The organism is Mitsuokella jalaludinii DSM 13811 (assembly GCF_000702905.1).
GTDB classification, from domain to species: domain Bacteria; phylum Bacillota; class Negativicutes; order Selenomonadales; family Selenomonadaceae; genus Mitsuokella; species Mitsuokella jalaludinii.
In genome coordinates, this window is the sequence record NZ_JNKR01000004.1 from 73,408 (window position 1) to 85,874 (window position 12,467).

Here is a 12,467-nt window from a genome sequence, read left to right on the forward strand (position 1 = left end):
GAGGACAAGGCCCGGATATGGAAGGGCCCGAGAAAGGAATACTATGATCAAAGAAGTTCTGGTGGTCGAGGGCAAGATGGATGTCGTCGCCATCGACAAGGCAGTCGAGGCCGACTGCATCATCACGGAGGGATTCAACCTCAAGCCGCAGGCGCTCAAGAATATCGAGCAGGCCTACAAGAAGCGCGGCATCATCATCATGACGGACCCCGATTCGGCCGGCGAGCGCATCCGCAAGTACCTCTCGCGTCGCTTCCCCGAGGCCAAGCACGCTTTCGTGCCCGTCGAAGAGGCGACGGATAACGACGACATCGGCATCGAACAGGCGAAGCCTGACGCCATCCGCAAGGCGCTCGCCAAGGTCCGCACGCTGGACTGGGAGCCCAAGAAGACGTTCACGGGTGCCGACCTCATCATCCACGGCCTCTCAGGCGCTGCGGATGCCTCGGTGCGCCGCGCGCGCCTCGGCGAGAAGCTCGGCCTCGGCTTTGCCAACGCCAAGACGTTCCTGACGCGCCTCAACCACTACGGCGTGTCGCGAGAAGAATTTGAACGCGCCCTCGAGGATATGGAGCGTGAGAACAGAGAGCAGGAGGAGAGTCATGAATAAAGAAGACGAGAAGGTACTGCAGCCGAAGATCGCGAGCCGCGATGTCACGATGCACATCCTCAAGGCGTTCGGCCTGCGCATGAGCAAGAAGCTCGGCCAGAACTTCCTCATCGATGCGCGCATCGTTCAGGGCATCGTCGATGCCGCTGAGGTCAAGCCGGGCGACCGCGTCCTGGAGATCGGCCCGGGCATCGGCACGCTGACGCAGGGCCTCGCCGAGGCCGGCGCCGATGTCACGGCCGTCGAGCTCGACAAGAAATTGCCGGCCGTTCTCAAGGAGACGCTCAAGGCGTACGACAACGTGCGCATCGTGCCGGGCGACATCCTCAAGGTCAACATCCCCGAGATCATGGGCGAGGCGCCGTTCAAGGTCGCGGCCAACCTGCCGTACTACATCACAACGCCGATCCTCATGGCGCTCCTCGAGCGCCATCTGCCCATCACGCACATGGTCACGATGGTCCAGAAGGAAGTGGCGGAGCGCATGACGGCCAAGCCGGGCTCGCGCATCTACGGCGCGCTCTCGGTCGCCGTCCAGTACTACACGGAGCCCGAGATCGTGCTCGACGTGCCGCCGCGCTCCTTCATCCCCGCGCCGGAGGTCATGAGCGTCGTCGTCTCGTGCCGCGTGCGCAAGGAGCCGGCCGTGGCCGTGCGGGACGAGAAGCTCTTCTTCCGCGTCGTCAAGGCTGCCTTCGGCCAGCGCCGCAAGACGCTCATGAACGCCCTGAAGGGCGGCGGCTTCCAGAAGGAGGCCGTGCGCGATGCGCTCGAGCAGTCGGGCATCGATCCGACGCGCCGCGGCGAGACCTTGACGCTTGAAGAATTCGGTCGCCTTGCCGACGCCTTTTCTGTGCAGGAAAATGCATAAAGTATTTGCTACTATGACAATCTTGTTATAGAATATGTCTGTATCAATAAGCAAACCATATATAAGAAAGTAGGTATGATAATGGCAGCAACAGCCTGGTCCGTCCTGCCGCCGATCATCACGATCGTGCTGGCTCTTTGGACAAAAGAGGTGTACATGTCCCTGATCATCGGCATCTTCTCCGGTGCCCTGCTGTTCACGGGCGGCAACATCCTCGAATCCATCCTCACGATGTTCACCGTCATGTCCGACAAAGTCGGCAGCAACGTCAACATCCTCGTATTCCTCGTCATCCTCGGCATCCTCGTCGCGGCCATCAGCCGCTCGGGCGCGACGCGCGCCTACGGCGAATGGGCCTCGAAGACCATCAAGGGACAGCGCAGTGCGCTCCTCTTGACGGCACTCTTAGGCATCGTCATCTTCATCGACGATTACTTCAACTGCCTGACTGTCGGCACCGTCATGCGCCCGGTCACGGACAAGCTCAAGGTCGCGCGCACGAAGCTCGCCTACATCATCGATGCGACGGCGGCGCCAATCTGCATCATCGCGCCAGTCTCGAGCTGGGCCGCCGCCGTCGGTTCTTCGCTGCCGGAAGACAGCACGATTGATGGCTTCAGTCTCTTCCTGCAGACGATCCCGTTTAACCTCTACGCTTGGCTGACGATCCTCTTCATGCTCTTCATCATCTGGACGGCCCGCGACTTCGCGGCGATGGGTGAGAGCATCCGCGCGAACAGCAAGAAGTTCGTCATCCCGAAGGAGTACGCTGACGCCGAGCAGAAGTCGGCCGACATGGAGCTCGGCCACGGCAAGATCATCGACCTCATCCTGCCGCTCCTCGTGCTCATCGCAGCTTGCGTCTACGGCATGCTCTACACGGGCGGCATCCACGAGGGCAAGACGATTGCGGAGGCATTTGCGAACTGCGATTCGGCCAAGTCGCTCGTGCTCGGCTCCTTCATCGCCTTCGTCTTCACGGGTGTCCTCTACCTGCCGCGCCGCATCATCACGTTCAATGCCTTCTGCGACAGCTTTGGCTGGGGCTTCAAGGCGATGACGCCGGCCATCTTCATCCTCTGCCTCGCCTGGACGCTCTCGGGCATCTGCAGCAAGGACTACCTGAACCTCGGCGGCTTCGTCGGCGCAATCGTCAGCGCCCATGCCTCCATCATCATGTTCCTGCCGCCGATCTTCTTCCTCGTGGCGGCGGGCCTCGCCTTTGCGACGGGCACGTCGTGGGGCACGTTCGGCATCTTGATTCCGATCGCCATTGCCGTGCTCGGCATGAATGACCCGAGCATGCTCGTCGTCTGCGTGGCGGCCGTCCTCTCGGGCGCTGTCTGCGGCGACCACGCCTCGCCAATCTCCGACACGACGATCCTCGCATCGGCCGGCGCACAGTGCCACCACATCGACCACGTCAGCACGCAGCTGCCGTACGTCGGCGTCGTCGCGACCTGCAGCTTCTTCGGCTACATCGTGGACGGCCTGACGGAGAACGGCTGGCTCGGCCTCTTGACGGGCATCATCTGCCTGGCCATCGCGATGGTCATCATCCGCGCGAAGGTCCCGGCTATCGAAGAAGAGAAAGGCTGATGGACCATGATCTTTGACAGTCACAGCCACACGACCTTCTCGGCCGACTCCGAGATGAAGGCGGCCGACGCCATCGCGATGGCCGAGAAGGCCGGCGTAGGGCTTGTCTTCACCGAGCACCTCGACCTCGACTACCCGGGCGAGATGGATTTTTCCTTTGACCCGCAGGCGTACTGGCAGGCCTATGAGCCGTACCGCGGCGACAATCTGCGCCTCGGCATCGAGATCGGCATGAATGAGGCCATCCTTGAGGGCAACCTGCACTTCCTCGAGCAGGAGCCCTTCGACCTCGTCATCGGCTCCCAGCACATCGTCGACGGCCAGGACATCTACTACCCGGCCTATTACGAGGGCAAGAGCAAAGAAGCAGCGTTTCATCGTTATTATGAGCTCATGGCAGAGAATGTCCGCCGCTACGGCGCCCACATCGATGTGCTCGGCCATATCGACTACATCTCGCGCTATGCGCCTTATGCGAACCCAGAAGTCTCCTACGGGACATTCCAGGAGGATATCGACAAGATCCTGCGCGCGGCCATCGAGACGGATACCGTCCTCGAGCTCAACACGCGCCGCCTCGGCAGCCGCCTTGCCTGTAAGGAGCTCATGCCCGTCTACGCGCGTTACCGCGAGCTCGGCGGCCGCTATGTGACGCTCGGTTCAGACGCGCACATCTCCGATGCTGTCGCTGTGAACTTCGGCGCGGCCGAGGAGCTCGCCGCGATGGTCGGCCTCGGGCTCGTGACGTTTGCTGAGCGCCGCATGGTGTCCTGCACAAAATAAATTCTTGCGAATACAGGCGAAAACAGATAAAATAAAAGAAGATATGATTTTATCTAGTTAGGAGGGCTGACGATGAAACACATCAAGACGGTCAACAAACCTTCGATGCAGGCTTCGCTCAAGACGGGCGGCTGCGGCGAGTGCCAGGCATCCTGCCAGTCTGCTTGCAAGACTTCCTGCACGGTAGGCAACCAGGTTTGCGAGAAATAATGTTTCGTGAAGAGCCTTCCCATCTGGGAAGGCTTTTTTCTATCAAGGAGTAACTGATGAAAGCGAAAATCCATAAATTCGAGCAGGGCGGCCACTACATCCTGCTCGACATCAACAGCGGAGCCGTCCACGTCATCGACAAGATGATCTACGACATGATGGACACGTTCGACGGCGCGAATGACGAGGCAGTCGTGGCGGCCCTCAAGGATGCGTATCCGGAAGCGGATCTGCGCGAGGCGCTCGGGGAACTCCATGAGCTCATGGAGATGGGCGAGCTCTTCGCGCCGGACATCGATGTGCCGCCGACGTTCAAGCAGAAGGGCCTCATCAAGTCCATCTGCCTCATGGTCGCCCAGGACTGCAACCTGCGCTGCAAGTACTGCTTCGGCGACGGCGGCAGCTACGGTCAGGAGCGCGCCGTCATGACGCCGGAGGTCGGCAAGCGCGCCATCGACTTCCTCATCGAGAGCTGCGGCCCGCGCAAGCACTGCGAGGTCGACTTCTTCGGCGGCGAGCCGCTGATGAACATGAAGACAGTCAAGGCTGTGACGGAGTACGCCCGCCAGCGCGAGAAGGAGACGGGCAAGAAGTTCAAGCTCACGATGACGACGAACGGCATGCTGCTGAACGACGAGAACATCAAGTGGCTCAACGACAACGACTTCTCGCTCGTGCTCTCGCTCGACGGCCGCAAGGAAGTCAACGATGCCATGCGCCCGGACGCGGGCGGCCACGGCACTTACGACCGCATTGTCAAGAACTTCAAGAAGTGCATCGCGAGCCGCAAGGGCGGCGACTGGGATTACCGCGGCGTCTACACGTATCTGCGCGGCACCTACACCCACAACAACATGGACTTCACGAAGGACGTCCTCTCGATGGTCGACGAGGGCTTCAACATCCTCTCGGTCGAGCCGGTCGTCATGAAGGACAGCCCGCTCGGCTTCACGGAGGAGGACCTGCCGCGCATCCGCGAGGAGTACGACCGCCTGACGGAGGCCTACATGAAGCGCCATCGCGAGGGCAGGGGCTTCTGGTTCTTCCACTTCAACATGGACCTCTCGAACGGGCCGTGTGTCGCCAAGCGCCTCTCGGGCTGCGGCGCCGGCCACGAGTACGTCGCCGTGTCCGAAAACGGCGACCTCTACCCGTGCCACCAGTTCGTCGGCCGCGAGGGCTACAAGCTCGGCGACATCTACGAGGGCATCACGAACACGGAGCTTCCTCAGTACTTCCGCGAGAGCCACGTGCTCAACAAAGAGAAGTGCCGCGACTGCTGGGCGCGCTTCTTCTGTTCGGGCGGCTGCCACGCCAATGCCGACCTCTTCCACGGCGATATCCGCCAGCCGTATGAAGTCGGCTGCGAGATCCAGAAAAAGCGCCTCGAATGCGCCATCCTCGTGCAGGCATTGCTGGCCCTCGAGAAGATGGAGAAAGAGGAGCAGACGACTGCGGATGGGGAATGATATTTCCCTGAAGTATTAATATAATTTATGTATAATAGAAAAGCTGACAAGCAAAAATGCTTGTCAGCTTTTCTATGGGAAGGGTGGACTTCCTATTGTTTATCAGTGTTCTCGACCGTCACAAGGGAGAAAATTCTTGTTGGAAATTAAGAGCAAAATATTCTGACAATATACATTTTTACCGCGACTGTAATTGCTTCAATTTATGACAAAACCATTGACATTTGGACAGCGTTTATTGTATCATTAGACCTGTAAGAACTGAAACTTCTAAGACTATTTAGGGGGTAATTTTCAAATGGCAGTAAAAGTTGCTATCAATGGTTTTGGCCGTATCGGTCGTCTCGCATTCCGTCAGATGTTCGATGCTGAGGGTTATGAAGTCGTTGCAATCAACGATCTCACGAAGCCGTCCATGCTCGCATACCTGCTGAAGTACGATTCTTCCCAGGGCAGATACGAGTATGCTGACACGGTCTCCGCTGATGACGAAGCTGGCACGATCACGGTCAAAGGCAAGACGATCAAGATCTATGCTGAGCGCGATGCAAAAGACATTCCTTGGGCTAAGCACGATGTAGATGTCGTTCTCGAGTGCACGGGCTTCTACACGTCCAAGGAGAAGGCTTCCGCTCACCTCGCAGCAGGCGCTAAGAAAGTTGTTATCTCCGCTCCGGCTGGTAACGACCTCCCGACGATCGTTTTCAACACGAACCACAAGACGATCCCGGCTGGCACGAAAGTTATCTCCGCTGCATCCTGCACGACGAACTGCCTCGCTCCGATGGCTGACGCTCTGAACAAGTTCGCTCCGATCAAGAGCGGCATCATGCAGACGATCCACGCTTTCACGGGCGACCAGATGGTCCTCGATGGCCCGCAGCGCAAGGGTAACCTCCGCCGCAGCCGTGCTGCTTCCGAGAACATCGTTCCGGCTTCCTCGGGTGCTGCTAAAGCTATCGGCCTCGTTCTGCCGGACCTGAACGGCAAGCTCATCGGTGCTGCACAGCGCGTTCCGACCCCGACGGGCTCCACGACGCTGCTCTACGCTGTTGTTGAGGGTGAAGTCACGGTTGAGGGCATCAACGCTGCTATGAAGGCTGCTGCTACGGAGTCCTTCGGCTACAACGAAGACGAGATCGTTTCGAAGGATATCGTCGGCATGCGTTATGGCTCCCTGTTCGATGCTACGCAGACGATGGTTTCCCACACGGGCGACGGCAACTCCCTCGTACAGGTTGTTTCCTGGTACGACAACGAGAACTCCTACACGAGCCAGATGGTTCGCACGATCAAGTACTTCGCTGAGGAAGTAAAGTAATTGAATTAAGAGTTCTCAACTGAATACAGTAGAAGATCTCTTGAGGTCCGGCCGTTTGTTTGGGCCGGGCCTCATTTTTTATGAGAAAATGACCTTGGAGGTTTTACGATGAACAAGAAAACCATCAAAGATGTTGACGTCAACGGCAAAAAGGTATTTGTCCGCGTCGACTACAACGTCCCGTTCGACGACAAGATGAACATCACGAACGACACGCGCATGGTCCGCACGCTGCCGACTCTGAACTACCTGCTCGACCACGGTGCAGCTCTCGTCATCGCCTGCCACATCGGCCGTCCGACCGAGGCTCGCGAGGACAAGTTCTCTACGAAGTACCTCGTCAAGCACCTCTCCGAGCTGCTCGGCCGCGATGTCAAGTGGGCTTCCGACTGCGTCGGCGCAGAGGCAGATGCTGCAAAAGCTGCGCTGAAGCCGGGCGATGTCCTGCTGCTTGAGAACCTCCGCTACCACAAGGAAGAGAAGAAGAACGATCCTGAGTTCGCAAAACAGCTCGCTTCCGGCTGCGACCTCGCAGTCGATGATGCATTCGGCGTTTCTCACCGCGCTCATGCTTCGAACGCAGGTGTTCCGAAGTACATCGAGACGGTCGCAGGCTTCCTGATGGAAAAGGAAATCAACTACATCGGCAAGACGCTTGAGAACCCGCAGCATCCGTTCGTTGCCATCATCGGCGGCGCAAAGGTCTCCGATAAGATCGGCGTCATCAGCAACATGATCGACAAGGTTGACACGATTATCATCGGCGGCGGCATGGCTCACACGTTCGACGCAGCCAAGGGCCTGCCAATCGGCACGTCCCTCTGCGAGCCGGACAAGTACGACCTCGCCCGCGAGCTGCTCAAGAAGGCTGCTGACAAGGGCGTCAAGGTTGTCCTGCCGGTCGATCTCGTCATCGCCGACAAGTTTGCTGCTGATGCCAACACGCAGACGGTCGACGTCGACAAGGTACCGGATGGCTGGATGGCCCTCGACTCCGGCGTGAAGACGTCGAAAGAGTACCAGAAGGCTCTCGAAGGCGCTAAGACGGTCATCTGGAACGGACCGATGGGCGTATTCGAGTTCGACAAGTTCGCACATGGCACGCTGGCTGTCGCTGAGGCTGTTGCCAAGGCTACGGACAACGGTGCTATCTCTATCGTCGGCGGCGGCGATTCCGTTGCAGCCCTCAAGAAGACGGGCCTGACGGACAAGATCTCGCACGTCTCGACGGGCGGCGGTGCTACGCTCGAGTTCCTCGAAGGCAAAGAGATGCCGGGCATCGCAGCTCTGGCTGACAAATAAGACGGTTTTTATTCCGGGGCCTGCGCGAAGCGGGCCTTCGGAAGTGCAGATAAGAATTCAGGGGGTATTTCAAAAATGGCAAGAACTCCAATCATTGCAGGCAACTGGAAGATGAACAACACGATCGTCGAGGGCAAGAACCTCGTCCGTGGCCTGGCTCCGCTCGTCAAGGATGCCAAGGTGACGGTTGTCGTCTGCCCGACGGCTACGGCTCTCGCAGCTGTCGCTGACGCAGCACTCGGCACGAACATCCACGTCGGTGCACAGAACGTCCATTGGGAAAGCCATGGTGCCTTCACGGGCGAGATCTCCACGGGCATGCTCAACGAGATCGGCGTAGATTACTGCGTACTCGGTCACAGCGAGCGCCGCGGCTACTTTGGCGAGACGGATGAGGGCGTCAACAAGCGCGCTCATGCTGCTTTCGCTGCTGGCATCACGCCGATCATCTGCTGCGGTGAGTCCCTCGAGCAGCGCGAAGCTGGCGTTTACCTCGACTTCGTCGCAGGCCAGGTCAAGGCTGCCCTCGCTGGCTTCCAGCCGGAAGAGGTAGCAAAGCTCGTCATCGCTTACGAGCCGATCTGGGCTATCGGCACGGGCAAGACGGCTTCCTTCGAGCAGGCTGAGGAAGTCTGCTCGCACATCCGCAAGACGGTTGCTGCAGAATTCGGCCAGGAAGCAGCTGACGGCATCCGCATCCAGTACGGCGGCAGCGTCAAGCCGGCTACGATCAAAGACCTCATGAAGCAGCCGAATGTCGACGGCGCTCTCGTTGGCGGCGCATCGCTCAAGGCTAAGGACTTCAGCGAGATCGTCAACTTCTGATTGATTCTTCATCCTTTCGGAGTTAGAAGGAGTAATAATCCACAATGGCAAAGATCAAACACGCACCGGTCGCACTCATCATCATGGATGGCTGCGGTCTCGGTGGCAAGCTCGACAAGAGCAATGCCGTAGAAGCTGCGAAGACGCCTGTCCTCGACGGCCTCATGGCAAACTACAACACGAGCCACCTGCAGGCTTCTGGCGAATTCGTCGGCCTGCCGGACGGTCAGATGGGCAACTCGGAAGTCGGTCACACGAATATCGGCGCCGGCCGCCTCGTCTACCAGCAGCTCACGCGCATCACGCGTGACATCAAGAACGGCGACTTCTTCAAGAACGAAGTCCTCGTCAAGATCATGCAGGATGCCAAGGCAAATGGCGGTGCAGTCCACCTGCTCGGCCTCGTTTCCCCGGGCGGCGTACACAGCCACCAGGGCCACCTCTACGCACTTCTCGAGATGGCAAAGCAGCAGGGCGTCAAGGACGTTTACGTCCACGCCTTCCTCGATGGCCGTGATGTGCCGCCGCAGAGCGCACAGCCGTACCTCGAGGAGCTCGAGGCGAAGTGCAAGGAGATCGGCGTCGGCACGATCGCGACGGTTGCTGGCCGCTACTACGCCATGGACCGCGACAACCGCTGGGACCGCGAGCAGAAGGCCTATGAGGCCATCGCCCATGCAGAGGGCGTCGTAGCAGATGACCCGGTAGCAGGCCTCAAGGCAAGCTACGAGAATGGCGTCAACGACGAGTTCGTCGTGCCGTTCGTCGTCAAGGGCTACGAGGGCATGAAGAACGGCGACGGCGCCATCTTCTTCAACTTCCGCCCGGACCGCGCGCGCCAGCTCACGCATGCATTCGTCGATGAGAAATTCGACGGCTTTGAGCGCGACGAGAACCTCAAGGTCCCGTTCGCCACGTTCTCCCAGTATGAAGACGGCATGAATGCAGCTGTTGCCTTCCCGCCGGAGCACATCGACAAGACGCTCGGCGAGATCATCCAGGATCACGGCCTCACGCAGCTCCGCATCGCAGAGACGGAGAAGTACGCGCACGTCACGTTCTTCTTCAACGGTGGTGTCGAGGAGCCGTACAAGGGCGAGGATCGCATCCTCGTCCCGAGCCCGAAAGTCGCTACTTACGACCTCAAGCCGGAGATGAGTGCGGTTGAAGTCACGGACAAGGTCTGCGAGGCTATCCGCTCCGAGAAGTACGACTTCATCATCCTCAACTACGCGAACTGCGACATGGTCGGCCATACGGGTGTCTTCCCGGCAGTCGTCAAGGCCGTTGAGACGGTTGACTCCTGCGTCGGCCGCTTCGTTGCAGCCATCAAGGAAGTCGGCGGCGAGGTCTGCATCACGGCAGATCACGGCAATGCCGATAAGATGATGGACTACGTCAACAACCAGCCGTTCACGAAGCACACGACGAACGCTGTGCCGTTCATCGTCGTTTCGGACCGCGTCAAATCCGTCAAGGACGGCGCTCTCTGTGACATCGCACCGACGCTCCTGACGCTCGCTGGTCTTGACATCCCGGAAGAAATGACGGGCAAGAACCTCGTAGAGCTTTGATAGCGAGATAGAGGCAGCATTCCCTTGAGCAAGGAAGGGCAGGGGCCACTGCCCTCAATGCTGGCCCCAGAGAGAATGCACCTCAGTATTATATTTTAGAAAAGAGAGGAATACGAACAATGATTGCTTATTCACAGAAAGTGGAAGATATGGCATGCGTAGCACAGGAAGTACATCACGGTGCTGCCCCGATTCCTGAAGAAGGCAAATGGGTAAAATCCAAGAACGTCCAGGACATCAGCGGCCTGACGCACGGTGTTGGCTGGTGCGCTCCGCAGCAGGGTGCCTGCAAGCTGACGCTCAACGTCAAAGACGGCATCATCCAGGAAGCCCTCGTTGAGACGATCGGCTGCTCGGGCATGACGCATTCCGCTGCTATGGCTGCCGAAATCCTTCCGGGCCTGACGGTCCTCGAAGCACTCAACACGGACCTCGTCTGCGATGCCATCAACACGGCTATGCGTGAGCTCTTCCTGCAGATCGCTTACGGCCGCAGCCAGACGGCATTCTCCGACAACGGCCTGCCGGTCGGCGCTGGTCTCGATGACCTCGGCAAGGGCCTGCGCAGCCAGGTCGGTACGCTCTACGGCACGCTCAAGAAGGGCCCGCGTTACCTCGAACTCGCAGAAGGCTACGTCACGAAGCTCGCTCTCGACAACGAAGGCCGCATCATCGGTTACGAAGTCGTACAGGTCGGCAAAGTCCTCGAAGCTGTCCGCGCTGGCAAGGATGCCAATGAGGCAATCAAGGCCAACACGAGCACGAAGGGCCGCTTCGCTGACGGCGTCAAGTTCATCGATCCGCGCGAAGAGTAATCTCCCCGCTTGATGATTTCCGAGTTTCAAGGTAAAAGGAAGGAATGAATAGAATGTCATTATTCGAAGGCTATGAGCGCCGTATTGATCAAATCAACGAAGTCTGCAAACAGTATGGTCTTGCTTCCATCGAGGATGCCAAGAAGGTCTGCGACGAGAAGGGCATCAACCCGTATCAGATCGTAGAGGACCTGCAGCCGATCGCATTCGAGAATGCAAAGTGGGCTTACACGCTCGGCGCTGCAATCGCAATCAAGAAGGGCTGCACGAAGGCTGCTGACGCCGCTAAGGCTATCGGCGAAGGCCTCCAGGCTTTCTGCGTACCGGGTTCTGTTGCTGACCACCGCAAGGTAGGCCTCGGCCACGGCAACCTCGGCGCTATGCTCCTCTCCGAGGATGCTGGCTGCTTCGCATTCCTCGCAGGCCACGAGTCCTTCGCAGCTGCTGAGGGTGCTATCGGCATCGCCAAGACGGCCAACAAGGTCCGCAAGAACCCGCTGCGCGTCATCCTCAACGGCCTCGGCAAGGATGCTGCTCAGATCATCAGCCGCATCAACGGCTTCACGTATGTCGTAACGGATTACGACTTCAAGACGGGCAAGCTCAACATCGTCGAGGAGATCAAGTACGGTTCCGATCCGGAGCGCGCAAAGGTCAAGTGCTACGGCGCTGACTCCGTCCAGGAAGGCGTTGCCATCATGGAGCACGAAGATGTCGATATCTCCATCACGGGTAACTCCACGAACCCGACGCGCTTCCAGCATCCGGTCGCTGGCTGCTACAAGAAGGCCTGCATCGAGAAGGGCAAGAAGTACTTCTCGGTCGCTTCGGGCGGCGGCACGGGCCGTACGCTCCATCCGGATAACATGGCAGCCGGCCCGGCTTCCTATGGTATGACGGATACGATGGGCCGCATGCACGGCGATGCTCAGTTCGCAGGTTCTTCCTCCGTTCCGGCACACGTCGACATGATGGGCCTCATCGGTGCAGGCAACAACCCGATGGTCGGCATGACGGTCGCTGTCGCTGTTGCTGTACAGGAAGCAATGAACAAATAATTCCCGCTGACGGGAAACTTGCATAGAGAG

Annotated in this window: 12 protein-coding genes; all 12 read left to right on the plus strand. The window is 58.8% G+C overall.

From position 1 onward, the window contains the following. The first annotated feature begins 43 nt into the window (after positions 1 to 43). The 12 genes from rnmV (at position 44) to T518_RS04325 (ending at position 12,437) form a co-directional block, all read left to right on the plus strand. On the plus strand, positions 44 to 610 hold the full coding sequence (gene rnmV, locus T518_RS04275) for a ribonuclease M5 (RefSeq protein WP_036375764.1): 567 nt from the start codon (positions 44 to 46) through the stop codon (positions 608 to 610). Continuing rightward, the gene (gene rsmA, locus T518_RS04280; RefSeq protein WP_036375767.1) at positions 603 to 1,481 is read left to right on the plus strand and encodes a 16S rRNA (adenine(1518)-N(6)/adenine(1519)-N(6))-dimethyltransferase RsmA; all 879 of its coding nucleotides are present in this window, start codon (positions 603 to 605) and stop codon (positions 1,479 to 1,481) included. The genes rnmV and rsmA overlap by 8 nt, the downstream gene beginning before the upstream one ends. Before the next feature lie 81 nt (positions 1,482 to 1,562). Beyond that, a complete protein-coding gene (locus tag T518_RS04285; RefSeq protein ID WP_036375770.1) occupies positions 1,563 to 3,080 on the plus strand; it encodes a Na+/H+ antiporter NhaC family protein in 1,518 nt (505 codons plus the stop codon). 6 nt (positions 3,081 to 3,086) lie between these two features. Then, positions 3,087 to 3,863 (plus strand): histidinol-phosphatase HisJ family protein, encoded by a 777-nt coding sequence (locus tag T518_RS04290; RefSeq protein WP_036375772.1) that lies wholly within the window; start codon positions 3,087 to 3,089, stop codon positions 3,861 to 3,863. Between the two features lie 72 nt (positions 3,864 to 3,935). Continuing rightward, complete coding sequence (gene scfA, locus T518_RS11565; protein WP_005841055.1) at positions 3,936 to 4,073, plus strand: six-cysteine ranthipeptide SCIFF; 138 nt, start codon at positions 3,936 to 3,938, stop codon at positions 4,071 to 4,073. Positions 4,074 to 4,129: 56 nt separating this feature from the next. After that, a complete protein-coding gene (gene scfB / locus T518_RS04295; protein ID WP_036375775.1) occupies positions 4,130 to 5,542 on the plus strand; it encodes a thioether cross-link-forming SCIFF peptide maturase in 1,413 nt (470 codons plus the stop codon). A 298-nt stretch (positions 5,543 to 5,840) separates the two neighbouring features. Further along, entirely contained in the window at positions 5,841 to 6,863 is a 1,023-nt protein-coding gene (gene gap, locus T518_RS04300) for a type I glyceraldehyde-3-phosphate dehydrogenase (RefSeq protein ID WP_005841058.1), read from the plus strand. A 108-nt stretch (positions 6,864 to 6,971) separates the two neighbouring features. Next, a complete protein-coding gene (locus tag T518_RS04305) occupies positions 6,972 to 8,165 on the plus strand; it encodes a phosphoglycerate kinase (RefSeq protein ID WP_036375778.1) in 1,194 nt (397 codons plus the stop codon). Between the two features lie 75 nt (positions 8,166 to 8,240). Beyond that, positions 8,241 to 8,990, plus strand: coding sequence for a triose-phosphate isomerase (gene tpiA, locus T518_RS04310; RefSeq protein ID WP_036375781.1), 750 nt, complete (start codon positions 8,241 to 8,243; stop codon positions 8,988 to 8,990). A gap of 44 nt (positions 8,991 to 9,034) precedes the next feature. Further along, positions 9,035 to 10,564 (plus strand): 2,3-bisphosphoglycerate-independent phosphoglycerate mutase, encoded by a 1,530-nt coding sequence (gene gpmI, locus T518_RS04315; RefSeq protein ID WP_036375784.1) that lies wholly within the window; start codon positions 9,035 to 9,037, stop codon positions 10,562 to 10,564. 119 nt (positions 10,565 to 10,683) lie between these two features. Continuing rightward, positions 10,684 to 11,379, plus strand: coding sequence for an iron-sulfur cluster assembly scaffold protein (locus tag T518_RS04320; RefSeq protein ID WP_036375787.1), 696 nt, complete (start codon positions 10,684 to 10,686; stop codon positions 11,377 to 11,379). 53 nt (positions 11,380 to 11,432) lie between these two features. Further along, entirely contained in the window at positions 11,433 to 12,437 is a 1,005-nt protein-coding gene (locus tag T518_RS04325) for a GGGtGRT protein (protein ID WP_036375790.1), read from the plus strand. Positions 12,438 to 12,467: the final 30 nt, after the last annotated feature.

What these genes read in the sequence shown, in the direction of transcription:
- rnmV (WP_036375764.1), top strand. Translation starts at nt 44, where the DNA reads ATGATCAAAGAAGTTCTGGTGGTCGAGGGCAAGATGGATGTCGTCGCC.
- rsmA (WP_036375767.1), top strand. Translation starts at nt 603, where the DNA reads ATGAATAAAGAAGACGAGAAGGTACTGCAGCCGAAGATCGCGAGCCGC.
- T518_RS04285 (WP_036375770.1), top strand. Translation starts at nt 1,563, where the DNA reads ATGGCAGCAACAGCCTGGTCCGTCCTGCCGCCGATCATCACGATCGTG.
- T518_RS04290 (WP_036375772.1), top strand. Translation starts at nt 3,087, where the DNA reads ATGATCTTTGACAGTCACAGCCACACGACCTTCTCGGCCGACTCCGAG.
- scfA (WP_005841055.1), top strand. Translation starts at nt 3,936, where the DNA reads ATGAAACACATCAAGACGGTCAACAAACCTTCGATGCAGGCTTCGCTC.
- scfB (WP_036375775.1), top strand. Translation starts at nt 4,130, where the DNA reads ATGAAAGCGAAAATCCATAAATTCGAGCAGGGCGGCCACTACATCCTG.
- gap (WP_005841058.1), top strand. Translation starts at nt 5,841, where the DNA reads ATGGCAGTAAAAGTTGCTATCAATGGTTTTGGCCGTATCGGTCGTCTC.
- T518_RS04305 (WP_036375778.1), top strand. Translation starts at nt 6,972, where the DNA reads ATGAACAAGAAAACCATCAAAGATGTTGACGTCAACGGCAAAAAGGTA.
- tpiA (WP_036375781.1), top strand. Translation starts at nt 8,241, where the DNA reads ATGGCAAGAACTCCAATCATTGCAGGCAACTGGAAGATGAACAACACG.
- gpmI (WP_036375784.1), top strand. Translation starts at nt 9,035, where the DNA reads ATGGCAAAGATCAAACACGCACCGGTCGCACTCATCATCATGGATGGC.
- T518_RS04320 (WP_036375787.1), top strand. Translation starts at nt 10,684, where the DNA reads ATGATTGCTTATTCACAGAAAGTGGAAGATATGGCATGCGTAGCACAG.
- T518_RS04325 (WP_036375790.1), top strand. Translation starts at nt 11,433, where the DNA reads ATGTCATTATTCGAAGGCTATGAGCGCCGTATTGATCAAATCAACGAA.